Origin of the sequence: Alkalithermobacter paradoxus, from assembly GCA_002029295.1 — a bacterium.
GTDB classification, from domain to species: domain Bacteria; phylum Bacillota; class Clostridia; order Peptostreptococcales; family Peptostreptococcaceae; genus Alkalithermobacter; species Alkalithermobacter paradoxus.
In genome coordinates, this window is sequence record MZGW01000005.1 from 52,890 (window position 1) to 79,654 (window position 26,765).

Consider the following 26,765-nt stretch of genomic DNA (forward strand, 5'->3'; position numbering starts at 1 on the left):
TTTCCTTGAAAGATTTTAAAGATAGGCTTTTTTGAAATTCATAACGGAAATTATAAATTATCCACAATTCAAAAAGTTTATAATTTCCTATTCATTATAAAACATTAAAAAGTAAGAAAGGTTCTACAAAGAACCTTTCTTACTTTTTATCTATAAACTTAAAACAGATTGTAACGACAACGAAACACTGATAACCATTCCATTTTTATATGGAATGTGTAAAAACTTATACATTTGATCATCATGACTTCTTTTTCTAATCGGAGTAGCTGTGTACCCTTCTTTTAATTTTGAAGCTTCGTAAGACGTAGGGTCTATCTTGAAAGAATCTAATCCTACCCCTTCTGGGTCTGAACATTTAACAATTATTCCTGATGTATCAACTAAATATATTTCGTCAATATTTAGCATATTAGTAAGTTTCTTTAAATCGTAATCATCTGATTTATCTAGATATTCTTTTACATCTAAAGCCTTTTGATACATATATTTATCCATTGTGTCTTTAGCAACAGTTTGTTGTAGATTATTTAGATGCTCTTTCAGATTATTCGATTCTTTTACTATTCCCTTGAAAGAATTATTCATATCCTCTATAGCTGCACTAAATTGCTGGCAATCTGCTGCATTTCCTTGAGAAATTTCTTGAATAGTTTCAACTGATTTAATTACACTTTCAGTGTACCCACCTATTTCCTCCATCTGTTTTCCGATTGTAGAAATTTGATATCTAGTTTCTACAGTACTTTCTGATATTTTTCTAAATGCTTCTTCTGTTTTTTCAGCTATTTGTACACTCTGCTCTATTCTATCTTTACCAGTTGACATTTCTTCTGTAAGTTTAGATATCTTCTTTTCCATATCCTGTATAACTGTGCTGATTTGCTGAGAAGCTGCCTGTGATTGATTTGATAATTTACCTATTTCATTTGCAACAACAGCAAATCCCTTTCCATGTTCACCCGCTCTAGCAGCTTCAATAGAAGAGTTTAGGGCAAGTAGATTTGTCTGTTCTGTAATATCTCTAATTATATCTGCAAATCTAGTTATTTGTGAGAAACTATCTGTAAAGTTGTGAAGACTATCTGTATACTCAATCATTGTATTTTTTATGATCTCAATAGATTCTTTTGTCTTCTGAACGTATTCATTTCCATCATCAGTAAGTTTAACAGATGCATCTGTTTTGATTTCAATTCTTTTTAGTTCTGATATTATATCTTCTATATTCTTTCCTACCTTTTCTATATTTCCAAATATGTTGTTTATAGTTTCCATTTGGTTCAGTGACCCCGCTGCTATCTCTTCACTCGCAGCAGCAATTTGCTCAGCTGATACTTCCATATCATTTACTTTGCTTGACACATTATCAGCTACCTTTGCTAAATCTACAGAAGATTTTAGAACATACTTTGATGCCTCTTTTGTATTATTAAATCCTTGTATAATTGAAAGCACTGATTCTTCATAATTGTTTTTTGTATCTTCATCTAAATTATAGTCATATCGACTTTTATTAACTATATCTAATACACTTTCTATCTTACTTATTTTTAATTTGTATAGACTAGTAAGTGTTACATATGCATAAACCATTGTAAGAATAATATTTGTGCTTGTAGCTGTGTAGTAATGTAAATCTTTCAAAACCATTGAATTTGTAACGGTAATAAGTATCAAGTATAATGCAGAGCTAACACCTATAACTAATTTGTTTCTCATTTTAGTCCTCTCCTTGATGTTTTTTCGGGATATTATTCTAATTTTCTTTATATTTCTCATTTATTTAAGTATATCAACTATAGCTGTAAAATACAATTATAATATATTTTTAATTTTTATATATTCTTCTAATATAAAAAAGTCTTTCTTCGAAAGATTTTAAAGGTAGACTTTTTTGAAATTCATAACGGAAATTATAAATTATCCACAATTCAAAGAGTTTATAATTTTCTATTCGTTATAAAAACCGCAGTTATAAAACTAACTGCGGTTTTTATATACTTCTTCTATTACGATGTAAAAGTGCTAGTGAAATTAAAATAACACTACTAAAAGATATGATAATAGCAGTCTTATTGCTAGGTGATTCTGTTTCTAATTCATCTATATTATTATCAGAAATATCAGTTTCTACAATGTCTTCTGAATATATTTCTTTAATACTTCCATCACTTTTTCTAATAAATACTTTTCCATTCTCGTAATAAAAGTCATTTTCTTTACATCCACTATTTATATAGTATTTAAATATAGCTCTATCTGGCCCTGATAAGCCATTTTGTATATCTAATGTTCTATAATCTAGTGAAGATACTTTGAAAATTCCCCATTTTAATATATAATTAGGCAGTTTTTTATCTAATGATGCTACTATATAATCCTCTTCTTTAAGTTCATGCAAATATACATTTTGTGTATCATTTATATATATTCTTATTTCTTTACCTACAGATTTTCCATTTAATATTTTTTCTACGTTCACATCAATTCCTTTTTGATCTACTTTCTTTACAGTTCCTAATATTAAAGAATATTGATCACCATGCGTTAATCTATGTATTAGGTCTGCTCCATAAGTATTTGTAGATATAAATATTAATATAGAACATAACGTAATTATAATTTTTTTCATACTCTATCCCCTTTATTATTTGTATTAGAGTTTTCCCCTTACTTATTATATTCTACTAGATTAACCTTTCTACCTTGTTTTTTGTTAATTTCTTAAAGTCTATATTACTTATGATATGGTTCACCCTTTATTATCCTAAAACTCCTGTATACCTGCTCTAATAATATGAGCCTCATAAGCTGATGAGGGAAAGTCATCTTAGAAAAAGATAGCTTAAAGTTTGCTCTCTCTAAAACCTCATTTGACAGTCCTAAAGATCCTCCTATTATAAATGTTACATTACTACTTCCTTGTATAGTCAAACTTTCAAGCTTCTTTGCAAGCTCTTCTGAAGATAAGTTCTTACCATCTATTGCTAGAGCAATTGCGTATGAATTATCCTTAACATGAGATAGGATTTTCTTACCCTCTTTATCTTTTATGATCTCCATTTCTTTGTCGCTAAGATTTTCTGGAGCTTTCTCATCATCAATTTCTACTATTTCAAGTTTGCAGTATTTAGAAAGCCTCTTTGAAAATTCGTCTATTCCTAGCTTTAAATACTTTTCTTTGATCTTACCTACGGAAACTATCTTTATATTCATTATTTATTTCCTTCCATTTTTATAATTCATTATTACAAATCCTTTTAGCTGGGCCATTTTAACCTTATTGTATCCAAGCTTTATAGATTTTTTTAGATTCTCAAATGCTTTCTCTTCGTTGTCTTTTATGAGCTCTACTATGGCTAGGTTATAATAAGGAATGCAAAAATCCTTATCTTCATCTAATGATTTTTTGAAATAGTCCTCTGCTTTATTAAATAGTCTAGATTCTAAATAGCAAATTCCTATATTGTTGTATGATTTTGCTTTAAGATTGTGAGTATATACTCCATAGTTAAAGAATCTAAGGTTATTTAGCCAAGGTTTCATTTCAAGATCTTTTAAAAAAGCTTCAAATTTGTCCGCTGCACTTTTGTACTGAAGCTTTGACATTAATCTCTTTCCTTGGTAAAAATTCTTCCAAAAGTATCTTTCAACTATAAACCATGCTAAAAGTGGTATTAATATTAAATAATATTTTTTCTCAAAAACTGCAAATATCATTATACTTACAATTATTAGATATATAAGTCTATTTATCAAAACTCTTTTCATTTTATCCTCCATAACTAGAACGTAACTTCTACATTCATTGTCTTTCCTTCTCTATTTATTTTTATAATTGCTTTATCTGAAGGTCTGTATTTATATAGTTCTCTTACTAAACTACTCATATTTTTTATTTGTTTTCCACCTACTTCTAAAATTACATCACCAGACCTAATTCCAGCTATATGTGCTGATGTTCCTCGAGAAACTTCAACTATATAAATTCCTTCATCTACAGAAAGTTTCGTTCCTGTTGCTTGTTCAAACACTCCTACGTCTACACCCTTTATACCAAGGTATACTCTTTGGAATTCTCCTTTAGCTATTATCTGGTCTACTATTGGTTTTGCTGTATTTATAGGTATAGCAAATCCAAGTCCTTCTCCACTTTGAATTTTAGCTGTATTTATACCTATTACTTGCCCAGATGAATTAAGTAGTGGTCCGCCACTATTTCCTGGGTTTATTGACGCATCTGTTTGCATAAGATCCTCTATTGATTCAGTTTGACTTATAGCTATGCTTCTATGTAATCCACTAATCACTCCTTGAGTTAAAGATCTTTCAAATTCAAGTCCTAAAGGATTTCCTATTGCTATTGCTATATCTCCAACTTCTACGCTATCACTATCTCCTAATTCTGCTACATCTAAATCTTTCTTGTTAACTTTTATTACTGCTAAATCTAATGTCTTATCATACCAAACAACATCTGCTTCTTCTTTAGATCCATCAAAGAATAAAACGCTAACAGTTTGAGCATTCCCATCTCCTATAACATGTGAGTTTGTAAGTATGTATCCTTTTTCATTTACTATTACTCCTGTACCAACTCCACTCGATCTTCTATTTCCAAAGAAAAAGTCTTTTTGAACTGTTACTGTTGTTATCCCTACTACCGATGGCATAGCTTTTTTAGCCACCGTCTTATATATACTTTCTTCTCTTATTTCATTTACTATTACAGTTTTTTGTTCACTGCCTTCATTAGTTGTATCAATATTATGTTCTTTTATTAAAAGATTTGGAGCTAAATACAATGTAAGCATACTTCCTATTATAGCCCCGATAATACCCATGAAAAAACTACTATATCCTCTTTTCATAAAAATTCCTCCTAACCTATACTATGCATAAATTTGAAGCTTCATTTCTATCTAGGACCTTAAGTTCTACATGTTTTCTTATATCTATATTCTTGCTCTTTAGTATTCCTTTTACTGTTTCGAATGCAAGTTCTGGAAAATTATTCTCTCTACTTAAATGAGCTAAAAATATTTTTTGTGTTCCTTTCTCTACTAACTCTAATGCGAATTTACCTGCATCTTCATTAGATAAATGTCCATTTTTAGATAATACTCTCCTTTTTAGATAATATGGATATGGTCCCATCTTAAGCATTTCAACATCATGATTTGATTCTAAAACAACTAATTTAGAGTTATATATATTTTTTCTAATATTATCACATATATAACCTAAATCTGTAGCTATACTTATTTTTGTTTTTTCATCATCAAAGCTAAACGCTACTGGATCTACTGCGTCATGATGTATTGAAAAAGGAGTTATCTGAATATCATTTAATGAAAACTTAGTATTATTCTTGAATATGACTATGTTTTTTTCCTTAACATCTCCTATTTTATCTTTCATAGCTTGAAACGTTTTTTCATTTGCGTATATTGGTATATCATATTTTCTCGATAGTATTCCTGCTCCTTTTATGTGATCACTATGCTCATGAGTTATTAGTATTCCAGATACATTTTCTAAATTAACATCAAATTTCTCTAAATTTTCTTTTATTTTTTTTCCACTTAATCCAGCATCTACTAAAACTCCTGTATTTTTATATCCTACATAATGACAATTTCCCGAGCTTCCACTAGCAACTGATATATACTTAAAGTTCATATATTTTCCTTCTTTCTTTTATTATAAAACAAAAGACCCTAATTAAAGAATATAAAGGGTCTTGTTTATAAAATATATTTTAGTATCTGACATGTTTTAGAGGATTTACAGGAGTTCCATTTTTTCTTACCTCAAAATGTAAATGTGGTCCTGTTGATCTACCTGTGTTACCTATAGTTGCAATAACTTGTCCTCTAGAAACTCTTTGTCCAACTCTAACATTTATAGTATTGCAATGTGCATAATATGTTGTATATCCATTTTCATGATTTATTATTACTAACTTACCATAAGATCCTTGAACTCCAGCAAATGTTACTACTCCACCATCCGCTGCAGCTATAGGAGTTCCTATAGGCCCTGCAACATCTATACCTTCATGCATTCTACCCCATCTTGGTCCAAATCTTGAAGTAAGCCTTCCCCTTGTTGGATTTATGAATGCTCCAAAAGCCATAGTTGATGGTCTTTGCTTTGTTCCTGTTAGTATTATTTGATCCTGAGGTTTATCTATAATCTTTTCACTTAGTATATTCTTAGTTTCTACTACTCCGTTTACTTTAATAATTTCAGCTTCTACTTTTCTTCTACCTTCTTTACCAACTACCTTTACTTTCTTTTCTCCTTTGAAAAGAGCGTTAGTTTCTTCTTGAGTAACTTTGTAAGGTAATCTCTCCTCGTAAGATGCTATTTCTACAGTTTTAAAGCTTATGTACGGCTTCAATGTAGATATAGTAATTTCCTGTCCTATTTTAAGTCTTTCTACATTTATATCTGGATTTGCCTTTTCTATGTCCTCTACGCTTATATTAAGCTTTCTAGATATAGTCCAAGCACTATCTCCTTCTTGTACTTCGTACGTCTCTACACTATCACTACCTAGCAATATATAGTTATACGCTGATTCTATATTTTTTATATCTGTAATTTTTGTTTCAACTTGTACTATCTCAACTTCCTCTAAGAAAGAAGCTTCTTTTACGTCTTCACCTTCTATAGTTTCCATATAATAGTCTTTAATTTTATTTATGACAGTTTCAGCTTCACTTTCATTTTTTAGAAATGCTACGTGCTTTCCATTTACACTAATAGCAGCTGCGTGTGCTTTAAGGTCAATTTTACTATCAAGTCTTTCTTTTATCATTCCGATAGATGTTATTTTATCTTTTGGTACTCTAACTGAATTAAATGTTATATCTTGATCTATCGTTATATCGTTCTTAAATTCTTCAGATATAGAATCTTTTATTTCTTTAATTAAATCGTACACAACTCTTTTATTTTGAACTATTCCTATTTTTTCTCCATCTATCTTCACTTCATAGGATATTCCTGTTGAATATATAGCTGCTCCTGTAAATATAGTTATAAATAAAACTAGAATATATATTAAGTTTTTCTTCTTTAGTTCCTTTATACTTTTTATATTAATCATAAGTTTGTTCCTCCCTTAAAGACTCACCTTTGTATTATAACAAATAATTCTTGTTATTTTCAAGTTAAATATTGGTATTGGTTATGTTCTTCCTACTTATTCCATGATTTTTCCAGATTTCGAAAAAGTCCTCTGACGTTACATTTTTATATTTATTTTTTTCGTAATAGTCTCTTAAAGTATTGAAAAATACTTCATCTCCCACTTCTTTTCTAAGAGTATCAATAAGTAGTGCTCCTTTACTATAAACATGTAAACTGTATTCAAGAGAGTTATTAAATTCAAGTGTACTTTTGAATATATTTTTCATACTTTTGCCGTATGTTCTTAATTTTATTTCGTCTAACAATTTTTGTTTTGTTTCGTGTCCATATTTCTTTTCGAAATATAGTAAAGTTGAATATTCTGTCAATGCTTCATCTAGCCAAGGTTCAGTTATTTCATTATTTCCTACAACTGAATACCACCACTGATGAGCTGTTTCATGAGCTATCACATACTCTAAAAAAAACATTTCACTTTCATTGTATAATGTTTTGTCTATCATAACTAGATTTGGATACTCCATACCCCCTATGAAAAAGTCACAAGCAACTACCGAATATGTTTCATACGGATATTCTCCAAATAATTCATTAAATATTTTTAGTGAATCTACTGCCATCATTAATGATTCTTTACCCATTTTATTAAAATAGTAGCTATAAACAGTTGTATTCCCTACTTTTTGCTCTAGAATATTAAATTTATCACTAGCTATAATAGCAAAACTTCTAACCTTATCAGCTTTTATATTGTATTCTTTAATATCAGATTTTATGATTTTGTCTTTTATTAATCCAGTTGTTGCTATTTCATATTTTGAAGGAATCTGTATATTTACTTCAAAGTTACTTACATCACTATAGAATGGATCTCCTATTGCTTCATAGCTTTTAATATTCCAGCCATTGTTATCATACACACAAGCTATAGGATAAAAATTTGTTATATTAAGTGTATTCTCTCCATACCCGAATCTTCCTAAAGAGTTTGGAAGCTTTACTTCATACTCAAGTATAATAGTAGTTTCTTCTAAGGGGTTTAGCTTATACCCTAAGTCTATTTCTAATATATCTTTCTTAGATCCCATTATTTTGTGTTTTAAATTATAGTTTTTCCCTAATATTCTATTAATATTTATGTATCCTTCATCAAATCCATTTGGATAAGCATATTTAAACTCTTCCTTCTCGAATGGAGCATACTTTTCTTTTGAAAAAGCATTTGGATATATGTGAAAATATATTTTATCTATGCTTTTATCTGAGTTGTTAACATATGTAACTTTTTGATTTGCTATTATAGTTTTTTCTTCATCATTTAGTTTAAGATTTATTACATAGTTATTAAGTTTTTTTGTTTCTTCCAATTTAATTGTTCCTATATTAGAATTAAATACATTGAAAGAAAGTAATATTAATGAAATCAAACATAATACTGATAATGAAATTATCATCTTTTTCTTATTAAGTAATATTATCAAACCTATATCCCCCTTTATTATTTAATACTATTTTTTACAGAACTTATACTTTCATCATTGTGATATAATGATATTGAGGTGATTTTATGTTCTTTAGAGAAATAAATGAAATAGACTTAGGTGAAACACCTATTGATAATATATTTATAGATATATTTATGCCAATGGCAAATGGAGCATACGTAAAAGTTTATATTTTGGGATATAGATATACTTTAGATCCTTCTTCTAACTGTAGTGTAACAAATCAAACGCTAGCTAAAAATTTAAACATACCTCTTATAGATGTATTAGCTGCATGGGATTTCTGGGAGGAAAAAGGTCTAATAAAAAAACATATAGATCCTTCAAAAGATGATTGGAATTATTCTGTTGAATTTCTAAATCTTAAGAGATTATACGTAGAAAATATGTTCAAAGATAGTGAGCCTAAAAAAAATAAGGCTACTGCAGATGAGCTATTTTCTATTAATGAAAATCCTAACATCAGTAAAATGTTTAATAGATTAAATGAAATAATAAGTAGACCCTTAGTTCCTAACGAAAAAATACAAATACTAGATATAATGGAGAAATATAATATGTCTTCTGATATGATTATTACAGCATACTCGTACGCAAAGGAAAAAAAGGGTGTCAAAAGCGTAAAGTTTGTTGAAGGTATAATCAGGAACTGGTATGATGCAAAAATATACACTCCAAAAGACCTTGAAGAATACTTTGCTAGACGCTCTGAGAGGTTTGGACTTTATAAAATGGTATTTAAGGAACTAGGATTTTCTAGAGAGCCATCCGTTGAAGAAAAAAGGGTCATGAGTTCTTGGATAGATGAGCTAAAATTTGATGATGAAATTATACTCAAAGCTTGTTCTAAATCAAAAAATACTTCAACTCCATCAATTGCATTTATAGATGGAATTTTGAAAAGTTGGTATAGAAAAGGCTTTAAATCACTAAGTGATATTGAGAGTGAAGCTTTAGAAAGAAATAAAAATATCCCTAAACAAGAAGTAAGTAAAAATGTTCAAGTAAAGACTAAGTTTCATAATTTTGAACAAAGAACTTCTAATTATACACCTGAGGAACTAGAAAAAATAATTTTAGAAAATCAGAAGAAGAAATTTAAGTAGGTGATTAAATGAATACGGATATACTAAAACAAATTCTTTTAGACTATGAAAAGCTTCGTGATAAGCATAAAATAGAATTAGATAGAAGAAAAAAGGAAGTATATGATAAAATTCCAAAAATAAAAGAGATAGATGATGAAATCTTTAAAATAGGTTTAAAACTTGCTAAATCTGTACTTCAATTTCCAGATGAAAGAGATCTTGTAGTAGAAAATTGTAAAACTCAAATGAATACACTAAGCAAACATAAAAGTGAGCTTATGGAAGCTAATGGTTATCCTATCAATTATTTAGATATTGAGTATGTATGCAATAATTGCAAAGATACAGCTTTCCTAGATGATGGAAGTAAGTGTGCTTGTCTTAATCAAAAGCTTATAACTTTAGCATATAAAACTTCTAATCTCTCTAAGGTTTTAGAAAAGGAAAATTTTAATACATTTAATGAAGATTTATTCTCAGACCAAAAAACACCTGGAGAGGATGTATCCCCTAGAGAAAACATATGGAATATATACTCTATATGCGAAAGCTTTATACTTAATTTTGATAAAGATAATGGAGAGAATCTTCTCTTTTATGGAACTACTGGTCTTGGTAAAACTTTTATGTGTAACTGTATAGCAAAAGAACTTTTAGATAAAGGCAAGATAGTTATATACCAAACTGCATTTAGAATACTTGAAATAATAGAAGAATACAAGTTTAGAAAAGAAAATAGTCCTTTAAGCAGAGAAAATTACAAACTTTTGTTTGATTGTGACCTTCTAGTTATAGATGATTTAGGTACAGAAGTTACTAACTCATTTACTAATAGCGAGATATTCAATATTGTTAATACAAGGCTTATACAAGGAAAGAAAACAATAATTTCAACAAATCTATCTCCTATGGAGATTGCAAATACGTATACTGATAGAATTTTTTCTAGGATATTTTCTAGTTTTAGAATTCTAAAATTCTATGGACAAGATTTAAGGTGGGAAAAAAGAGCTTAAGTTTAAACTTAGGCTCTTTTTATGCAGAAAAAACCTTAAGACTAAAGTCTTAAGGTTTGATTGGAGCTGGTGATGGGACTCGAACCCGCAACCTGCTGATTACAAGTCAGCTGCTCTGCCAATTGAGCTACACCAGCATATTAAATTTGGCGACCTGGAAGGGACTCGAACCCTCGACCTCCAGCGTGACAGGCTGGCATTCTAACCAACTGAACTACCAGGCCAATTTTGGTGGGATCAACAGGGATCGAACCTGTGACCCCCTGCTTGTAAGGCAGGTGCTCTCCCAGCTGAGCTATGATCCCAAAATTGGTGACCCATAGGGGATTCGAACCCCTGTTACCGCCGTGAAAGGGCGGTGTCTTAACCGCTTGACCAATGGGCCGATTAAATTGTTGGTGACCCATCCGCGACTCGAACGCGGGACACCCTGATTAAAAGTCAGGTGCTCTACCGACTGAGCTAATGGGTCAAGTGCACCTCACAAGTATATATAATACTATGGAAGGTATCACTTGTCAACATTTTTCTACAATTTTTTATTAAAATATTTCTTCTCTTACTATAGTCTGATTTCTCTTTGGTCCTACAGATACGATTTTAACCTTTACTCCAACTAATTCCTCTATTCTTTGTATATACTTTTGTGCATTAACAGGAAGATCTTCATATTTAGTAACATTTCCTATATCTTCCTTCCATCCGTCTAATTCTTCGTATATCGGTTCACACTTTTCAAGTACTTCTAAAGATGATGGGAATTCACTTATTACTTTATCTTTATATTTATATCCTGTGCATATCTTAACTTTATCAAATCCAGTTAATACATCAAGTAGCATCAAAGATATTCCTGTAAATCCATTTACTCTGCATGAGTATCTTATTATTACACTATCAAACCATCCACATCTTCTTGCTCTGCCTGTTGTAGTACCAAATTCATTTCCTTGAACTCTTATTCTTTCTCCAACTTCATTTTCAAGTTCTGTTACAAATGGTCCTTTACCAACTCTTGTTGTATATGCTTTTACTATTCCAAGTACGTCTTTTATCATATTTGGTCCTATTCCACTTCCTGTACAGAACCCTCCAGAAGTTGGGTGAGACGAAGTTACATAAGGATATGTTCCTGAATCTAAGTCTAATAAAGTTCCTTGAGCACCTTCAAATAAAACTTTCTTTCCTTCTTTTATTGCATTATATACTATAACCGATGTGTCAGCTACGTATTTTTCTATCTTAGATGCATACTGAGAGTATTCATTGTATATATCATCGAAATTAAGAGGACTTTCATTATATATTTTCTGTATTATATTGTTCTTCGTTTCTACCTGTTGTCTTAATTTCTCTTTAAATATATCTTTATCTAATAAGTCACATACTCTTATTCCAGACCTTTCTGTTTTATCCATATAGCAAGGTCCTATACCTTTTTTAGTTGTTCCTATTTTATTTTCTCCTCTTGCATTTTCTGCAAGCTCATCTATTTTTTTATGATATGGGAATATAACATGTGCCCTATCGCTTATTTTTATTCCATCTGTAGATATTCCATCTTTTTCTAAAGTCTCTATTTCTTCTAAAAAGCCCTTCGGGTCAAATACTACTCCATTTCCTATTACATTTATACTGTTTGGATTTAATATTCCTGATGGTATTAAATGAAGTGCATACTTTTTATCTCCAACCACTAGAGTATGTCCTGCATTATTTCCACCTTGCGCTCTAACTACAACATCTGCTTTTCTTGCTAAATAATCTATTACTTTACCTTTTCCTTCATCTCCCCATTGAGCTCCTATGATAGCTATTGTTGACATAAAAATTCACCTCTTAATTCATATTGTGACGAACACTACATCACTAATTTTATCAAATATACGTATTTAAATCAATTAAAAAAAGTAAGCATTAATGCTTACTTTCTAACAAACTACTTAGATTTTTCTTCAAAGAAGTTATTAAGATCATTTAGTAATGTCTCTAGATTTATGCCATGAACATTAGCAGCATCCCCTATGCTTTCCATAGTAGCACCTGGACACCCTAAACAGTGTAACCCATGTTTCATAAACACGTGAGCAACTTCTCTGTCTTGATTTAGTACTTGCATTATAGTCATATCTTTAGTAACTTTGAACATAAAATAATCCTCCTATGTGTTATTTTCGAATCACAAAATATATGATTCCCACTTATAGTTAAATATAAAACAACCTGATTAAATAATACCAAAAAATTCTATATTTTTCTATAATATTTCTTCTAATAATTTATAGACATCTGTATCAAATCCTCCAGATATCACTATATTGTTTATTATTTTTAGTGCTTCATTCTTACTTAATCCATTTCTATATGGTCTATTTTCTGTCAGGCTTTGATATATATCGCAAATTGCTACAATCTGATCTTCTGTGCTTAATTCATCTCCTTTTAATCTTTCTGGATATCCATTTCCATTTAATCTTTCGTGATGGTTTCCAGCCCATCTAGCTATATCTTCCCTAAAGCTGCCTACTTGGGATAATATTAGTTTTGTGTAATATGGATGTATTTTTATTGTATTAAATTCTTCTTCTGTTAGGTTCGATGGTTTATTCAGTATTTCTTCAGGTACTGCAAGCTTTCCTATATCATGTAGATATCCTGATATTTTCATTTTTGTACATTTTTCTATTGAATATCCTAAATTTTTTGAAACTCTATAAAGCATATCCCCTAGCTCCTTTGAATGTGTGCCAGTATGCTTTATTTTTCCATCTATTATAGCTGAAAAAACTTCCGCTATCTTAACAAGCTCATCTAATGTTATATTCTTTATACTTTCTTTTGGAACAAGATTCAGTATTTCATATTGCAAATTCACAGCTAAATCAAGCCAAAATTTATCTTGTTTCATTATATCTAATAAACAGTCTGCAACTTCAGGTCTAAATTGCTTATTTCTTCTTTCATTTATTATTTTGTTCATTCTTACTTTCTCTAGTTTGCTTATATTGTTGCTTACATGGTTTATATCAAAGAAGTCTGCTATGGATATTATCTGTGCTCCTAGGGGTATATCATCCTTTTGTAATTTATTAGGTCCTGACCCATCATAATTTTCATGATGGTATAATACGTAGTTGTTTATTTCTTCATTAAACGGTAAATTCTTTGCTATTTCGTATCCAATATCAGAGTGTGATTTTTTGTACTCCATACTTGAATGTATTTTTTCTATATCAATCTGTGCTGGCATATTGCAAATTCCTATATCGTGTAAAAAAGAAGCGTAAAATATATTTTCTTTTTCTTTATCAGTAAGATTTAGGTTCTTTGCTATGGCGTAAGCTATGTATGCAGTTCTCCTTGAATGTTCTAAACTCCTATTTCTTGATAAATCAACAGATAATGATAAAGCTGACAAAAGCTCATCCATTCTAACCTTTACTTTATTCTCCATATAGGCCTCCCCTAAAGTAGTTATCAACATTTACCTTGTGGATATTGTGGATATGTGTTTATGTTCATATCTACTTAATATTATACATCATATTTATCCACATAAAAAAATAAAACTCCGAAACGGAGTTTTATTTTTTTATAAATTTTTGTATAATTCCATAAGCTTACTTAAATGTTCACTTTCTTCTTGTATCAACTTTTTAAGATATTCCTTAGTAGTTTCAAATTTTGAAACCTCATAAATTTTTGTGTAGAAAAGCATTGCATCTTTTTCTGCTTGTATTCCTATTAAAAGTGCATCTTTTGTATCTACAACTTCTATAAGCCTAGAGTTTGTTATTCCATTAGTGTTAAATACAGCAGTATCACTTAAAGCCCTTAGATATGCACTAGTAGCTTCATCAAATATATATTCATCATCTTTTACTGATGCTTCTCTTGCCTCTTTATACATATTTGAGAATAGCTCTGCATGCATCTTTTCTTCATCTGCAAGCATTTTGAATATTTCTTTTAGTTGTGGATTATTCTCTCTTTTCATAGCTTCTGTATAAAATCTTAATCCTTCTTCTTCTATACCTTGAGCTATTTTTAGAACTTCTAATTCATTTAGATTATTAATCATCTATATCCCTCTCCTCTTTGAAATATTATTCTTTTATTCTTGCTAGGTCGTGAAACTTCTGGAACTCTCCAAACCAAGTAAGTTCTACTGTTCCTGTTTCTCCATGACGATGCTTTGCTATTATAACTTCACCTATGTTTTTCTTTTCTGAATCTGGATGATAATATTCATCTCTATATAAAAACATAACTATATCAGCATCCTGTTCTATCGCTCCCGACTCTCTAAGGTCAGATAATATAGGCCTATGATCTGATCTAAGCTCAGGTGCACGTGATAGCTGAGATAAAGCTATTACAGGACAATCTAATTCCTTTGCAAGTATCTTTAGGGATCTAGATATTTTTGATATTTCTTGTTGTCTACTTTCTGATTTATTATCTCCTTCCATAAGTTGTAGATAATCTATCATTACAAGATCTAGTCCTTTTTCTATTTTTAGCTTTCTACACTTTGATCTAACTTCTGTTATTGTTATACCAGGAGTATCATCTATATATACATTTAATTTAGATAGAACTCCCATAGCTTCTATAAGCTTTGGCCACTCTTTTTCACTTAGATTTCCATTCTTTAGTTTGCTAAGTTCTACATGTGATTGAGCAGAAAGGACACGCTGTATAAGCTGTTCTTTAGACATCTCTAAACTAAAAATTGCAACAGAAGCATTAGCCCTTAATGCTGCATTTTGGGCTATATTAAGAGCAAATGCCGTCTTACCCATAGCAGGACGAGCTGCTATAAGTATTAAGTCTGTTCTTTGAAGCCCATTAGTTTTTCTATCTAAATCAGTAAGTCCAGTTGTAATTCCTGTTATACTTCCTTTATTTCTTGATATTTCTTCTAACATATCATATGTGTTCATAAGAACTTCATTGATGGGTTTAAAGTTATCGCTAGTTTTTTCCTGAGATATATTGAATATAGATTTTTCAGCTTGTTCTAGTATATTTTCAACATTTTCACTTCCACTATATCCAAGTTCTAAAATATCATGAGATGATTTAATAAGTTTTCTTAATATAGATTTTTCTTTTACTATATCTGCATAATACTTAACATTAGAACTTGTAGGAACTGCAGTAGATAAGCTAGTTAAATAAGCTATTCCACCAACTATATCTAGTGTGTTTCTTTTTTTTAACTCCTCTGTTAGAGTTATTAAGTCTATAGGCTCACTTTTACTATACAAACTCATTATAGATTCATATATCTCTTTATGTGCATCTTTATAAAAATCTTCTGCAGTTATTATTTCAGATACTACTATTATTGCATCTTTGTCTAAAAGTATTGCTCCTAGCACTGACTGTTCTGCATCTACACTATGCGGGGGAATTCTTCCCTTATCCTCCACTTTTACACCCCCTAAAAACTTACTCCTTCTCTTTAACTTCTACTTTCACTTTTGTTACTACTTTAGGATGTATCTTAATTTCAACATACATGCTTCCTAATGACTTTATAGGATCATTTAGTAATATTTTTCTCTTGTCAACGCTTATGTTATGCTTTTTCTTTAGATTATCTGCTATATCTTTAGAAGTTATAGATCCAAATAATCTTCCACCTTCTCCTGCTTTAGAGTAAAGAGTTACAACAAGCTTCTCCATTAGTACTCCTAACTCTTTAGCTTCTTGAAATTCTCTATCTTCTCTTATCTTCTCTGCTTTTACTTGTTCATTCAAAACTTTTAAGTTAGAATCAGTAGCTTCTTTCACAAGACCTTTCGGTATAAGATAGTTTCTTGCATATCCATCACTTACATTAACAACTTGACCTTTCTTTCCTGTTCCTTTTATATCTTGTAACAAAATAACTTTCATACCTAGTCTTCCTCCTTTAAGTATTCCATTATAATTTCTTCTACTCTTTCTAGGGCTTCTTCAATCGAAATATCCGTTAGCTGTGCCCCGGCTACATCTATATGTCCCCCTCCACCTAACTTCTCCATAATTACATGTACATTTATATCTCCTAGAGATCTTCCACTTACAAATATCCTATTATCATCTGATTTCCCAAGCACAAAAGATGCTTTAACACCTTTGATATTCAAAAGCTCATCTGCGCCTTGAGCAATAACTAATGGAGAGCTTAAAGTCATATCAGAACATATTGATATAGCTATTTTGTTATCTATTATCTTTGCATTTTTTATTATTTCAGCTTTTCCTATAAACTCATCTAAATCACCTTGGAATAGCTTCTTTACAGAAACTGTATCTGCCCCTAACTTTCTAAGAATAGCTGCAGCTTCAAAAGTTCTAACTCCAGTTTTAAAGGTAAAATTCTTAGTATCAAGGGTTATTCCACTTAGTAATGCTTCTGCTCCAATTTGATCTATGCTAGCTTTTTCATCTATGTATTGTAGCAATTCTGTTACCATTTCACAAGTAGATGATGCATATGTTTCATGATACATAAGTACAGCATTATCTATAAAATCTATTCCCCTTCTATGGTGATCTATAACAACTATTTTTTCAGATACCTTTAGTATTTCTTCACATTCTGTAAAATTTGGTCTATGAGTATCAACCACTATAACTAGTGTATTCTTGTCGCAATATCTTATAGCTTCTTCTCTTGAAATGAATGACTCTTTGTAGTTTTCAAATTGATTTAATCTATCCATCAACGAATCTATAGACGAATTAGAAGATTGCATAATTATGCTAGATTCTTTATTTAAAGACTTACATATATTATAAATCCCAACAGCAGCTCCTAAAGCATCTAAGTCAGGATACTTATGTCCCATTATGAATATCTGTGATGAGTCTAATATAAGATCCTTAAGTGCGTGTGAAATTATTCTTGCTTTAACCTTTGTTTTTTTCTCTACAGCTTTTGACTTTCCACCGTAGAATATAGACTTATCTTTTCTTTTTATTACAGCTTGATCTCCACCTCTTCCTAATGCTAGGTCTAGTGCCCCACTTGCATATTTTAAGGTTTCGTTTAGATTCTCTCCCATAACTCCTACACCTATACTAAGTGTTATAGGTAGTGTATTTCCATAATCAATTTTTCTTATCTCATCTAATATAGAGAACTTATCTTTTTCTAAATTATTTAAGTCTGCATTGTTTATTAATATAGTATACTTGTCCTTTGCATTTTTTCTGAATGCTCCCTTTAAATTAGATGCCCAAGAATTTAGTGTTCTTTCTATTTCAGCTGCAATTAAAGGCCTTTTATCTTCTTTTGCACTTTGTATAACTTCATCGTAGCTATCAACTTGAATTATAGCTACTACTGGTTTTTCGTCTTCATATTTTTTAAGTAAATTTACGTAATCAGTTTTGTCAAACCAATATACCATTATTAAGTATTTAACTTTTCCTTCTGATTCACTTTTTATAATGTTATATACTACATTATACTTTCTATCATTAAATTCAACTTCTGTATATAATTCTTTATCTTCATTTAAAACTTTCCTTAGGTTTAAATCAGGTACTAAATCTTCAATATTTTTTTCTAATATATCTCCCTTTTTGATCATATTAAGAAATTTATTGTTGTACCAGTTTACTCTACCATCAAATTCTAAAATGCAAAGAGGTATGGGAGTGTTTAAAATAACATTTTTGACAGCTTCATCTATGTCTAGTGATAAATTTTCTATGTATTTTGTCCACTCTTTACGTCTAATATCGGATACCTTCCAGTTATGGTATGTTAGATAAGAAAAAGCAATCAAACAAAGTATCCCTATATATAAATTATACGTAAGTAAAACTATACTAAGTATTGCTATTATCAGCATATACATATTAGTTTCTGGCAAATGAACTTTAAGTCCAAATTTATCTTTCATAAGGGGCCTCCCCATTATCTTCTAATCTTTCTAAAATTAAGTATAGAATCTAAAAGGCCTATTAAAGAAATCATATTAAGAATCATAGGTCCTATAAGTATACCTAAAATTATAAGTAGATTTTTGAATGCTCTTTTAGTCTTTACTTTATCAATAAAATAGCTAAATACAGCTATTCCTTGAAGCAAAAACAGAAAAAAGAATATTATTGTTATATTTGTTACTAAAGTTTGATAATATATCCATTTTAGATTTCTAGAGATTATAGTCAGCAAAAATATAATACTAATTCCAAGTGATACATTACCTGGAAGAGTGAATTCTTTTAATGTAGGAAGTTCTCTATTAAATGATTTTATTTTTTTGAGCACAAAAATAGATAGATAGTAATTAATGAAAGACATAATTATAGATGAAATTGCTATCATTGAAGGTATTACTGTAGATATAAATTCTACTATATCTATATTGCTTATCTGATTTTCTAAGTTCAGATCCTCTAACATCTTGTTTTGAATTTCAGATGCTTCTTTTATCATCTCTATAGTGCTTTCTATAAGATCTACTCCAAACAAAACAGATGCTGCCCTTGTGTATATAATAGTTACTACTATAGATACTATAAATCCAAGTGATATAGCATAAAAGGGTTTTTCACTTTTATAAAGTCCATATCCAATAGCCACACCCGGCAAGAAAAATATAAGACCTAAAGTGAGTGAATATATTGGGTCTACAATTAATGAGATTATAAAAGATGATATTACTACTGATAAAATTCCATACTTAACTCCATTTCTAAATGTAATTACCACATATACTAAACCTGTTAAGGATGTTAGTAAATTTAAAACAGGGAGATATGTACACATTAATGCAAATACAATCCCTATAACTGATACAATAGCTGATTCAGTTAATCTTTGTCTGTTAGTTTTATCTGTCAAAAAAATCACTCCCTAGCCTTTATATGCTCTTTTAAAGTGGTTAGATCGCCATACCACTTCTCTACCTTATGATCTTCTCTTATAGCCACTCTTATCTTCTCTTTTATTTTATTGTCTATATCGCTATATTTTAATCCTAATCTTTTAGATAGTAAGTATGTAACCATAATTATATTAGCAAGAACATCTTGAACTGTTTCATCTGTAGATCTAGCTCCCTTAAACATAAGGTCATACAAAGCTGACACACTACTTAATATTTCCGTTTTTAACCATTCTATTATTTTTATATTTCTCGTAACCTCAAGGCCTCTATCTATTTTCAAGATTTCCCCCTCCCTTAATATATCATTATACCATATAAAAAACATAAAAGATAAGAAAAAAAACGAGCCTAAAGGCTCGTCTTCTTTTTACTCAACTGTATATGGAAGTAACGCTATGTTTCTAGCTCTCTTTATAGCAGTTGTTATATCTCTTTGATGTTTAGCACATACTCCAGAGATTCTTCTAGGTAATATTTTACCTCTTTCAGTTACATATTTTTTTAATCTATTTGTATCTTTGTAATCTATACGAATGTTTTTATCAGCACAGAAAGTACAAACTTTTTTTCTACGACGTCTTTTTTTGTTTATCATCATTTTCCCTCCTTCACTTTAGAATGGAACATCATCATCGTCTAAAGCTTGGAAACCATTAGGATCTATTCCTGCAGGTTCAAAGCTTGTTTCGAAACCGTCTATTTTATTTGAATTATTCGATCTATTTTTAGTATCTAGGAATTGAACTCTGCTAGCTCTTATCTTTGTGGCAGTTCTTTTTTCTCCATTTTGAGTTTCATAACTGTCTACTCTTATAGAACCTTGAATTCCTACTAAGCTTCCTTTTGAAAGGTAGTTAGCACAGTTTTCTGCAGGCTTATTCCATACTTCAATATTTAAAAAGTCAGCTTCTCTTTTTCCTTCTTTGTTAGCAAACTCTCTATCAACCGCTATAGAAAAGGTGGCAACTGCTGTTCCTGATCCTGGGATGTATCTAAGCTCTGGGTCTTTTGTTAACCTTCCCACCAAAACAACGTTATTCATTTTAGCACCACCTTAATATTATTCTTCTATATTAACGATCATATGTCTTATTACATCTTCAGAAATCTTTAAGTTTCTATCGATTTCTTTTGGTTGCTCTACGTCAGATGTAAAGTTTACTAATACATAGTATCCTTCAGTTAACTTAGCGATTGGGTAAGCTAATTTTCTTGTTCCCCACTCGTCTACTTTATCAACTTGTCCATTTACTGCTACTATGCTTTTAACCTTTTCTAATACAGAGTTTCTTTTTTCTTCTTCTGTATTTGGCTTTAATACGTAAACTAGTTCATATTTTCTCATTATATTCACCTCCCTTTGGACTTAAACGGCCCTATATTTATAGGGCAGAGAAATGAGATTAATCTCATACCTATATATATTATCACTTTGATGCTCAAAAATCAAATGATTTTTATGAGAAAAATTTTGATAAATTATGTATATTAAATGGTACAAATGGCAATTATATAGTTAGATAGCCCCCACAACTTAATATTTTTCATCCCAATCTCCCCCTTATAGTAAAAAAATAAGAGTAGCTAAGCTACTCTTATTTTTTTATCTTAAACAAACTCTCTTAAAACTTTTCCTAATCTCTTAACACCTTCAACTATTTTGTCTTCAGGCATATTAGAGTAATTTAATCTAAATGTATTTTCTTTTCCACCATTAGGGAAGAATGATCCTCCTGGAACAAATGCTACATTGTTTTCTAAGCATTTTACAAGTACATCTCTAGCATTTATATTGCTTGGAAGCTCTACCCAAGTGAATAACCCGCCAACTGGGTAAGTGTACTTTAATCCTTCTGGGAATTCTTCTTTCATTGTGTTAAGCATTAAATCTCTACGTTTTCTGTATATGTCTTTTATTTTTTCTACATGAGCATCTAAATCATATATTTCCATGAATTTAGCAACTTCTCTTTGTGCGATTGAAGATGTTTGAAGGTCTGCACTTTGCTTTATCATTATATATTTTTCTAGTATTTCAGTTTCTGCAGCTACCCAGCCAACTCTAAGTCCTGGACAGAATGTCTTAGAGAATGTTCCAAGGAATACAACAAGACCTTTTTCATCCATTGATTTTAAAGAAGGTAATATATCTCCTTCAAATCTTAACTCCCCGTAAGGATTGTCTTCTATTACTGGAATTTCATGTTTTGATATGATTTCCATAAATTTTTTGCGTCTTTCAAAAGGCCACGTTCTTCCTGTAGGGTTTTGGAAGTCTGGAATTACATATATCATCTTAACATTTTCAGTAGTTTCTAATATTTTTTCAAGTTCTTCCATTATCATTCCATTTTCATCTGTAGGAACTTCTATAAATTTAGGTCCGTACGCTTTAAATGCATTTAATGCTCCTAAATATGAAGGACTTTCACAAAGAACTACATCTCCTTCATTTAAGAATATCTTTCCTGAAAAATCTAGTCCTTGCTGTGATCCACTTGTTATTAATATATTTGATTCATTTAAATTAGTCTGTAATTTAGTGTTCATTCTTTCAGCAATCATTTTTCTTAAAGGTATATATCCTTCTGTTGCTGCATATTGAAGCGCTTGTCTTCCGCCTTCTTCAAGAACTTTAACAGCTACTTCTTTCATTTCTTCAACTGGGAATAGCTCTGGAGCTGGAAGTCCTCCTGCAAATGATATTACTTCAGGCTTTTCTGTAAGCTTTAGAAGCTCACGAATTTCAGATGCTTTTAAACTTCCCATTCTGTTAGCAAACTTAATAGCCAAAATAAACACCCCCAATAATTTTTTGTAAGGAAAACATTTTCACTTTTATATTATAACACTTTTGTCTATAGTTGCCTATAATATTGTATTTTTATGTAATTTTCAGACTATTCTGTACCTGTACTTTCGATTATTTTTTTCAATCTTTTCTCTAATGTTACTCTTTCTAACCAAACTTGTTTGTCACACTTTACACATCTTATCCTGAAATCCATACCTACCCTCATTATTTCAAATACGTTGTTTCCGCATGGATGAGATTTTCTCAGTTCTACTATATCTCCTATATTCAGCTTAATCGGCATAAAATCACCTCCTAACAAAGCTTTGTAAGTATTCTTTTTCCATCATTGTTTTTCTCTATTTTAAATATTCCAAAGTAATCTATTCCAAACTCTTTTATCTTTTCTTTTACTATTTCCATATCTTCTTCCTTGAATACTATTGAAAGACCACAGCTTGAAGTTACTTCTCTTGGAGTTGGAATTGTCCTTAAATATATATTACATTCATTTAGTATTTTTTCAAGCCTTATAGTATGATGAGTCGAATTAAAAGAAATAAAATATATAGTTTCCATGTTTTTTCCTCCCATTAAAAATTGAAGACTACACTATATGTAGTCTTATATTATTATACTATTTGATGATTTATTTATATTCTCTACAATATCATACATATTAGATATATTTCCTACTTGTAACTTATCTTTAAGATTATAATAGTCAAGGCAAGTTCCACAAGATAATATACTAACTCCAGAATTTTGTAGTTTTTTTAGGTTTTCTATTGTATCTTCATTTTCTGTTGTTAACTTAACTCCACTGTTTATAAATAGTATAGCTTTAGGATAAGGCTTTGATTCAGTAATGGTATATATAAATCCTTTCATGAGGACTTTACCTAGCTCATCAGATCCTTTTCCCATAAATTCTGAAGAAATCATTATTATTTTATCGTCTGTTTTGTTTTCACATATTTCTATTGATACATTTCCTTTTTTTATCTCTATATAAAATTCTTCATTATCTTTGTAATATTGAGCCTCGCAATTCATAGATTTACTTAGTTTTAGAACATTTTCTTTAGCTATTTCGTTATCTACAATAACCACTACTATACCTTCATTTATATTCTCTAACTCTTTCTTTGCATTTATTACAGGTTTTGGGCAATCAAGACCTCTTGCATCTACTTGTATTTTTTTCATATTTTATCCCCCTTTAATGAATCTATTATATCATATTAGTTATGCTGTATTTATTAAATATTTCTATAAAGCTATCAAGATACATAAATACAAAGTTATACATATATAAGTATTTTACAAGTATAGACTCATTAAGTACTGTTATTATTTCATCTGATTTAAATATACTTAAAAATGGATCTGCTAAAAGTAGTATTAAGGATATAACTATAAATCCCTTTAAAATTCCAAAAAATAACCCCATAAGTCTGTTTATAAGGTTTAAATATTTCAACTTAAATACTCTATCTATGCTACTTACAATCATCTCAAGCAGTATACTAAAACCTACAAATAAAAGTATTGCAACTACGGTTTGTATTACTATTTTAGATATTGTAATTGTAGGTATAGTTTCATTTGATAAATTATTTATGATTCTTTGAATTAAGTTTACTAGATATTCATTATTTATAGCGTATTGTGCAATCTGTCTGTAGTATAACTTAAATAGAAATATAGATAGTATATACTTAACTACATTCAAAAAAGACCTTACAAACCCTGTATAAAAACCACTTATTCCAAATACCAAAAACGTAGCTATTATACATATATCTATATAATTAAAATTCATATATCCCTCCTACATTAATTTAAAAAACTTTATACTTCCTCTAAATATAACTATTAAATGGTCATTATCTAAACTTATAGCCTTTATTATATCCTTTGTAAAGTCATACTTTTGATTTAACGAATCAAAATATATACTTCTATCAGAGTAAACTGCTACTCCTTTACTCATATACTCAAATCCTTTTATTTTATCTATAGGATATGTCATAATTTTTTCTTGACCATTTTTGTCTATATGTATTAGTTTTCCACTATCATCTATTATACCTATTCCATTTTCCATATTATTTATGTATCTTATGTTATCTCTTAAAGGCACTATTCTAAGACTTTGCAATTCCCTGTTTCTAACTTCTACACTGTTAGGCTCAATTAAAAACATTTCTCTAGGCAAAATCTCTGATCCTATAAATACTCTACTTTCACTTTTGTCTGCAACAACAAGATCTCCTTTTCTATCATAAAAAAACAAATTATTAAATAAGCTATCATTTTCTATATTTATAGCACTAACTAAAAAGCCTTGTGTATTATTATCTATTTGAACAAAATTAATTACAGCTTTAGGTATAGATATATCTTTTATAGTGTCTCCTTTACTATTAAATAACTTAACTCCTTCAAGTTCTATGTCTGTTTCATAGTGTATGAGAAAGTTTCCATTTCTAAAACATTTAATGTAAACAGCATTGTCATTTACTTTTAACCTATTACTTATACTTCCTCTTCTATCTATTATGTATACTTCTTTACTTGTTTTGTCTAATATATATATATCATTGTCATTTGTATCTAGTGAGTAATCATTTATTCTTAAACTTAAATTAAATATTCTTTCTCCTTTGTTATCTATATGAACTAAATTTCTTCCGTCATACATTAAGAGACCTTCTCTATATTTTGTAAACACCATATTAGCTCCATAAGAGAATGATATTTCCTTTATATTTTCAAATCTTCCATTTGATAATGGGTTCATATTTTTTACAAAACTCAGCGTCTTTGGATTGAAAAGTAGTATTAATATAATAAAAATTGTTATAAGTATATTTCTCTTCATATACATCTCTCCATTTGTATCAAATAATTAGACCCTTAATTAAGGGTCTAATTGTTTATTATTCCTAATTCTTTATATAACTTTATTCCTTTAGAATAATATTTAAGTTCTTCTTCTTTTGATATATTAGAGTATACATCTGCTAGTTCAAAATATATGTTTGCTAGTTTCTTTTTATCGTTCATTTGTGAGGCTATATCTAGACACTTTTTCATAATTTCTATAGCAGCTTCCATGTTTCCTTCTTGTTTATGAACTTTTGAATAATATTTTAAAGATTTATATTCTAAAGTTTTATCTTTAAGCTTTATAGATATTGATAGCGCTCTTTTGCTGTATCTTTTAGCATTTTCAAAATCGCCAAAGTGAATTAGCTTTTTTATATACTCAAATAAAATTTCCACTACTTCTTCATCTTCGTATTCTCTTTTTATTATATATGCTTTTTTTATATATTCTAAAGCTTCTTCATCTTTTTGCAATTTACTATATATCTTAGATACTTTAAGATATGTCAAGGCTTGTTCATTTTTCTTATTTTCTTCTTCAAATATTTTTACAGCTTCGTTTAGATATTCTTTTGCTTTGTCATAATCTCCTACATCTAAAAAGTTGCTTCCTATCAATAGCAAGTTATTTCCTTTATTTATTATGTTCTTAACTTTTTCATCTATTACTTCTACCTCTTTTGCATACTGTAAAGATTTTGAATTATCTCCTAGTTTCATATAGCAATATGCAATATTTGTGTATAATTCTTTTTCTATTTCATAATTTTTTATATCGTGTTCTTTGAAAATGTTTTCCACTTGTACAAATTTACTTAGTGAAACCTTGTAAAGTTTCTCTTTCATATATATTTTTCCTAGTTCTATATAACATCTTATCATTCCATCTATATTTGATATTTTAACATTAGAAAGTAGGCTTTGTTGTAACATATCTATCGCAACTTCATAGTTTTTCTCAGCAAAATAGACAACCCCTAGCAAATACTTAGCCTTTGCAAAGTTTTCATTTAGTTCATATTCTTTTGATATGTCTATTGCTTTATATATTTCTTCTTTGGCCTTTTCAAAATCCTTAGATTTTATGTATATTTCTCCTTTTAAAATCAAATTAATTGCAAGCTTTCTAGCCTGCATTTCTTTGCTTTCTACTAGATAGTCTACTGTAACTCCAAGTTTATTAGAGAAATATTCTAAAAGATCCTGACTAGGATACGATTTATCTCTTTCTATATGACTTATTTGAGCTGCTGTTATTCTACTCCCAGCTAACTCTTTTAGTGTAAGATCTTTTTGTTTTCTAAGTTTTTTTATCTTCTGACCTAAACTAAGAATATCCATTTGTTGTCCTCCAAGTTTTAATGTGTCATACTTAATTATAACTTATGAATATAAGTAAACAC

General features: G+C 29.6%; 29 protein-coding genes and 5 tRNA genes. 2 read left to right on the plus strand and 32 right to left on the minus strand.

Features of this window, described 5'->3' with window-relative positions; genetic code table 11:
* Positions 1–150: 150 nt before the first annotated feature.
* The 8 genes from CLOTH_RS07300 to CLOTH_RS07335 form a co-directional block, all read right to left on the minus strand.
* Positions 151–1,722: a methyl-accepting chemotaxis protein gene (locus CLOTH_RS07300; RefSeq protein WP_158080485.1), complete on the minus strand. Its 1,572-nt coding sequence runs from the start codon at positions 1,720–1,722 to the stop codon at positions 151–153.
* 274 nt (positions 1,723–1,996) lie between these two features.
* Complete coding sequence (locus CLOTH_RS07305; protein ID WP_079412636.1) at positions 1,997–2,635, minus strand: hypothetical protein; 639 nt, start codon at positions 2,633–2,635, stop codon at positions 1,997–1,999.
* A 104-nt stretch (positions 2,636–2,739) separates the two neighbouring features.
* On the minus strand, positions 2,740–3,219 hold the full coding sequence (gene rlmH / locus CLOTH_RS07310; RefSeq protein WP_079412638.1) for a 23S rRNA (pseudouridine(1915)-N(3))-methyltransferase RlmH: 480 nt from the start codon (positions 3,217–3,219) through the stop codon (positions 2,740–2,742).
* A 3-nt stretch (positions 3,220–3,222) separates the two neighbouring features.
* The gene (locus CLOTH_RS07315; protein ID WP_079412640.1) at positions 3,223–3,774 is read right to left on the minus strand and encodes a tetratricopeptide repeat protein; all 552 of its coding nucleotides are present in this window, start codon (positions 3,772–3,774) and stop codon (positions 3,223–3,225) included.
* Positions 3,775–3,788: 14 nt separating this feature from the next.
* On the minus strand, positions 3,789–4,874 hold the full coding sequence (htrA, locus tag CLOTH_RS07320; RefSeq protein WP_079412642.1) for a serine protease HtrA: 1,086 nt from the start codon (positions 4,872–4,874) through the stop codon (positions 3,789–3,791).
* Between the two features lie 16 nt (positions 4,875–4,890).
* Positions 4,891–5,685 carry an MBL fold metallo-hydrolase gene (locus CLOTH_RS07325; protein ID WP_079412644.1) on the minus strand — a complete coding sequence of 265 codons (795 nt, stop codon included), beginning with the start codon at positions 5,683–5,685 and terminating at the stop codon, positions 4,891–4,893.
* Between the two features lie 79 nt (positions 5,686–5,764).
* Positions 5,765–7,120, minus strand: coding sequence for a peptidoglycan DD-metalloendopeptidase family protein (locus tag CLOTH_RS07330; protein ID WP_079412646.1), 1,356 nt, complete (start codon positions 7,118–7,120; stop codon positions 5,765–5,767).
* A 64-nt stretch (positions 7,121–7,184) separates the two neighbouring features.
* Entirely contained in the window at positions 7,185–8,645 is a 1,461-nt protein-coding gene (locus tag CLOTH_RS07335; protein WP_079412648.1) for a M1 family metallopeptidase, read from the minus strand.
* Positions 8,646–8,731: 86 nt separating this feature from the next.
* On the opposite strand from CLOTH_RS07335, the gene CLOTH_RS07340 reads away from it, so the two are divergent.
* Positions 8,732–9,775 (plus strand): DnaD domain protein, encoded by a 1,044-nt coding sequence (locus CLOTH_RS07340; RefSeq protein WP_079412650.1) that lies wholly within the window; start codon positions 8,732–8,734, stop codon positions 9,773–9,775.
* Positions 9,776–9,783: 8 nt separating this feature from the next.
* A complete protein-coding gene (locus CLOTH_RS07345; protein WP_079412652.1) occupies positions 9,784–10,773 on the plus strand; it encodes an ATP-binding protein in 990 nt (329 codons plus the stop codon).
* 61 nt (positions 10,774–10,834) lie between these two features.
* Here the strand turns inward: CLOTH_RS07345 and CLOTH_RS07350 are convergent.
* The 24 genes from CLOTH_RS07350 to CLOTH_RS07465 all read right to left on the minus strand — a co-directional run bounded on the left by CLOTH_RS07350 (position 10,835) and on the right by CLOTH_RS07465 (position 26,703).
* A tRNA-Thr gene (locus tag CLOTH_RS07350) sits at positions 10,835–10,910 on the minus strand.
* A gap of 10 nt (positions 10,911–10,920) precedes the next feature.
* Positions 10,921–10,997: transfer RNA gene (locus CLOTH_RS07355), tRNA-Asp, on the minus strand.
* Between the two features lie 5 nt (positions 10,998–11,002).
* Positions 11,003–11,078: transfer RNA gene (locus tag CLOTH_RS07360), tRNA-Val, on the minus strand.
* Between the two features lie 5 nt (positions 11,079–11,083).
* Positions 11,084–11,158 (minus strand) — tRNA-Glu (locus tag CLOTH_RS07365).
* Between the two features lie 11 nt (positions 11,159–11,169).
* Positions 11,170–11,245: transfer RNA gene (locus CLOTH_RS07370), tRNA-Lys, on the minus strand.
* Positions 11,246–11,315: 70 nt separating this feature from the next.
* Complete coding sequence (locus tag CLOTH_RS07375; RefSeq protein WP_079412654.1) at positions 11,316–12,599, minus strand: adenylosuccinate synthase; 1,284 nt, start codon at positions 12,597–12,599, stop codon at positions 11,316–11,318.
* Between the two features lie 113 nt (positions 12,600–12,712).
* A complete protein-coding gene (locus CLOTH_RS07380) occupies positions 12,713–12,922 on the minus strand; it encodes a DUF1858 domain-containing protein (RefSeq protein WP_079412656.1) in 210 nt (69 codons plus the stop codon).
* A 108-nt stretch (positions 12,923–13,030) separates the two neighbouring features.
* Positions 13,031–14,227, minus strand: coding sequence for an HD-GYP domain-containing protein (locus tag CLOTH_RS07385; protein ID WP_158080486.1), 1,197 nt, complete (start codon positions 14,225–14,227; stop codon positions 13,031–13,033).
* A gap of 138 nt (positions 14,228–14,365) precedes the next feature.
* Positions 14,366–14,854, minus strand: coding sequence for a ferritin family protein (locus CLOTH_RS07390; protein ID WP_079412660.1), 489 nt, complete (start codon positions 14,852–14,854; stop codon positions 14,366–14,368).
* A gap of 25 nt (positions 14,855–14,879) precedes the next feature.
* Positions 14,880–16,211, minus strand: coding sequence for a replicative DNA helicase (gene dnaB / locus CLOTH_RS07395; protein ID WP_079412662.1), 1,332 nt, complete (start codon positions 16,209–16,211; stop codon positions 14,880–14,882).
* A 19-nt stretch (positions 16,212–16,230) separates the two neighbouring features.
* Entirely contained in the window at positions 16,231–16,680 is a 450-nt protein-coding gene (rplI, locus tag CLOTH_RS07400) for a 50S ribosomal protein L9 (protein ID WP_079412664.1), read from the minus strand.
* 2 nt (positions 16,681–16,682) lie between these two features.
* Positions 16,683–18,680: a DHH family phosphoesterase gene (locus CLOTH_RS07405; RefSeq protein ID WP_079412666.1), complete on the minus strand. Its 1,998-nt coding sequence runs from the start codon at positions 18,678–18,680 to the stop codon at positions 16,683–16,685.
* A gap of 14 nt (positions 18,681–18,694) precedes the next feature.
* Entirely contained in the window at positions 18,695–19,627 is a 933-nt protein-coding gene (locus CLOTH_RS07410; RefSeq protein ID WP_079412669.1) for a YybS family protein, read from the minus strand.
* A gap of 5 nt (positions 19,628–19,632) precedes the next feature.
* On the minus strand, positions 19,633–19,953 hold the full coding sequence (locus CLOTH_RS07415) for a MazG-like family protein (RefSeq protein WP_079412671.1): 321 nt from the start codon (positions 19,951–19,953) through the stop codon (positions 19,633–19,635).
* Positions 19,954–20,040: 87 nt separating this feature from the next.
* Positions 20,041–20,268 carry a 30S ribosomal protein S18 gene (rpsR, locus tag CLOTH_RS07420; RefSeq protein ID WP_079412673.1) on the minus strand — a complete coding sequence of 76 codons (228 nt, stop codon included), beginning with the start codon at positions 20,266–20,268 and terminating at the stop codon, positions 20,041–20,043.
* An 18-nt stretch (positions 20,269–20,286) separates the two neighbouring features.
* Positions 20,287–20,715, minus strand: coding sequence for a single-stranded DNA-binding protein (locus tag CLOTH_RS07425; RefSeq protein WP_079412675.1), 429 nt, complete (start codon positions 20,713–20,715; stop codon positions 20,287–20,289).
* An 18-nt stretch (positions 20,716–20,733) separates the two neighbouring features.
* Positions 20,734–21,018, minus strand: coding sequence for a 30S ribosomal protein S6 (gene rpsF / locus CLOTH_RS07430; protein WP_079412677.1), 285 nt, complete (start codon positions 21,016–21,018; stop codon positions 20,734–20,736).
* A 263-nt stretch (positions 21,019–21,281) separates the two neighbouring features.
* On the minus strand, positions 21,282–22,466 hold the full coding sequence (locus tag CLOTH_RS07435) for an aminotransferase-like domain-containing protein (RefSeq protein WP_079412679.1): 1,185 nt from the start codon (positions 22,464–22,466) through the stop codon (positions 21,282–21,284).
* A 107-nt stretch (positions 22,467–22,573) separates the two neighbouring features.
* The gene (locus CLOTH_RS07440) at positions 22,574–22,771 is read right to left on the minus strand and encodes a DUF951 domain-containing protein (protein WP_079412681.1); all 198 of its coding nucleotides are present in this window, start codon (positions 22,769–22,771) and stop codon (positions 22,574–22,576) included.
* Between the two features lie 11 nt (positions 22,772–22,782).
* Entirely contained in the window at positions 22,783–23,046 is a 264-nt protein-coding gene (locus CLOTH_RS07445) for a DUF3343 domain-containing protein (RefSeq protein WP_079412683.1), read from the minus strand.
* A 45-nt stretch (positions 23,047–23,091) separates the two neighbouring features.
* On the minus strand, positions 23,092–23,676 hold the full coding sequence (gene yedF, locus CLOTH_RS07450; protein ID WP_079412685.1) for a sulfurtransferase-like selenium metabolism protein YedF: 585 nt from the start codon (positions 23,674–23,676) through the stop codon (positions 23,092–23,094).
* Positions 23,677–23,701: 25 nt separating this feature from the next.
* The gene (locus CLOTH_RS07455; protein WP_079412687.1) at positions 23,702–24,292 is read right to left on the minus strand and encodes a CvpA family protein; all 591 of its coding nucleotides are present in this window, start codon (positions 24,290–24,292) and stop codon (positions 23,702–23,704) included.
* 9 nt (positions 24,293–24,301) lie between these two features.
* Positions 24,302–25,354, minus strand: coding sequence for a DUF5711 family protein (locus tag CLOTH_RS07460; RefSeq protein WP_079412690.1), 1,053 nt, complete (start codon positions 25,352–25,354; stop codon positions 24,302–24,304).
* Positions 25,355–25,401: 47 nt separating this feature from the next.
* Positions 25,402–26,703: a tetratricopeptide repeat protein gene (locus tag CLOTH_RS07465; RefSeq protein ID WP_079412692.1), complete on the minus strand. Its 1,302-nt coding sequence runs from the start codon at positions 26,701–26,703 to the stop codon at positions 25,402–25,404.
* Positions 26,704–26,765 lie beyond the last annotated feature (62 nt).

Coding starts and splice junctions, on each gene's coding strand:
- rplI (WP_079412664.1), bottom strand. CDS start 16,680: ATGAAAGTTATTTTGTTACAAGATATAAAAGGAACAGGAAAGAAAGGT.
- CLOTH_RS07300 (WP_158080485.1), bottom strand. CDS start 1,722: ATGAGAAACAAATTAGTTATAGGTGTTAGCTCTGCATTATACTTGATA.
- CLOTH_RS07385 (WP_158080486.1), bottom strand. CDS start 14,227: ATGGAGAATAAAGTAAAGGTTAGAATGGATGAGCTTTTGTCAGCTTTA.
- CLOTH_RS07425 (WP_079412675.1), bottom strand. CDS start 20,715: ATGAATAACGTTGTTTTGGTGGGAAGGTTAACAAAAGACCCAGAGCTT.
- CLOTH_RS07445 (WP_079412683.1), bottom strand. CDS start 23,046: ATGGAAACTATATATTTTATTTCTTTTAATTCGACTCATCATACTATA.
- CLOTH_RS07325 (WP_079412644.1), bottom strand. CDS start 5,685: ATGAACTTTAAGTATATATCAGTTGCTAGTGGAAGCTCGGGAAATTGT.
- rpsF (WP_079412677.1), bottom strand. CDS start 21,018: ATGAGAAAATATGAACTAGTTTACGTATTAAAGCCAAATACAGAAGAA.
- rlmH (WP_079412638.1), bottom strand. CDS start 3,219: ATGAATATAAAGATAGTTTCCGTAGGTAAGATCAAAGAAAAGTATTTA.
- CLOTH_RS07315 (WP_079412640.1), bottom strand. CDS start 3,774: ATGAAAAGAGTTTTGATAAATAGACTTATATATCTAATAATTGTAAGT.
- CLOTH_RS07455 (WP_079412687.1), bottom strand. CDS start 24,292: ATGAATTTTAATTATATAGATATATGTATAATAGCTACGTTTTTGGTA.
- CLOTH_RS07405 (WP_079412666.1), bottom strand. CDS start 18,680: ATGAAAGATAAATTTGGACTTAAAGTTCATTTGCCAGAAACTAATATG.
- CLOTH_RS07390 (WP_079412660.1), bottom strand. CDS start 14,854: ATGATTAATAATCTAAATGAATTAGAAGTTCTAAAAATAGCTCAAGGT.
- CLOTH_RS07460 (WP_079412690.1), bottom strand. CDS start 25,354: ATGAAGAGAAATATACTTATAACAATTTTTATTATATTAATACTACTT.
- CLOTH_RS07330 (WP_079412646.1), bottom strand. CDS start 7,120: ATGATTAATATAAAAAGTATAAAGGAACTAAAGAAGAAAAACTTAATA.
- CLOTH_RS07440 (WP_079412681.1), bottom strand. CDS start 22,771: ATGCCGATTAAGCTGAATATAGGAGATATAGTAGAACTGAGAAAATCT.
- CLOTH_RS07305 (WP_079412636.1), bottom strand. CDS start 2,635: ATGAAAAAAATTATAATTACGTTATGTTCTATATTAATATTTATATCT.
- CLOTH_RS07380 (WP_079412656.1), bottom strand. CDS start 12,922: ATGTTCAAAGTTACTAAAGATATGACTATAATGCAAGTACTAAATCAA.
- rpsR (WP_079412673.1), bottom strand. CDS start 20,268: ATGATAAACAAAAAAAGACGTCGTAGAAAAAAAGTTTGTACTTTCTGT.
- htrA (WP_079412642.1), bottom strand. CDS start 4,874: ATGAAAAGAGGATATAGTAGTTTTTTCATGGGTATTATCGGGGCTATA.
- yedF (WP_079412685.1), bottom strand. CDS start 23,676: ATGAAAAAAATACAAGTAGATGCAAGAGGTCTTGATTGCCCAAAACCT.
- CLOTH_RS07345 (WP_079412652.1), top strand. CDS start 9,784: ATGAATACGGATATACTAAAACAAATTCTTTTAGACTATGAAAAGCTT.
- CLOTH_RS07465 (WP_079412692.1), bottom strand. CDS start 26,703: ATGGATATTCTTAGTTTAGGTCAGAAGATAAAAAAACTTAGAAAACAA.
- CLOTH_RS07340 (WP_079412650.1), top strand. CDS start 8,732: ATGTTCTTTAGAGAAATAAATGAAATAGACTTAGGTGAAACACCTATT.
- CLOTH_RS07375 (WP_079412654.1), bottom strand. CDS start 12,599: ATGTCAACAATAGCTATCATAGGAGCTCAATGGGGAGATGAAGGAAAA.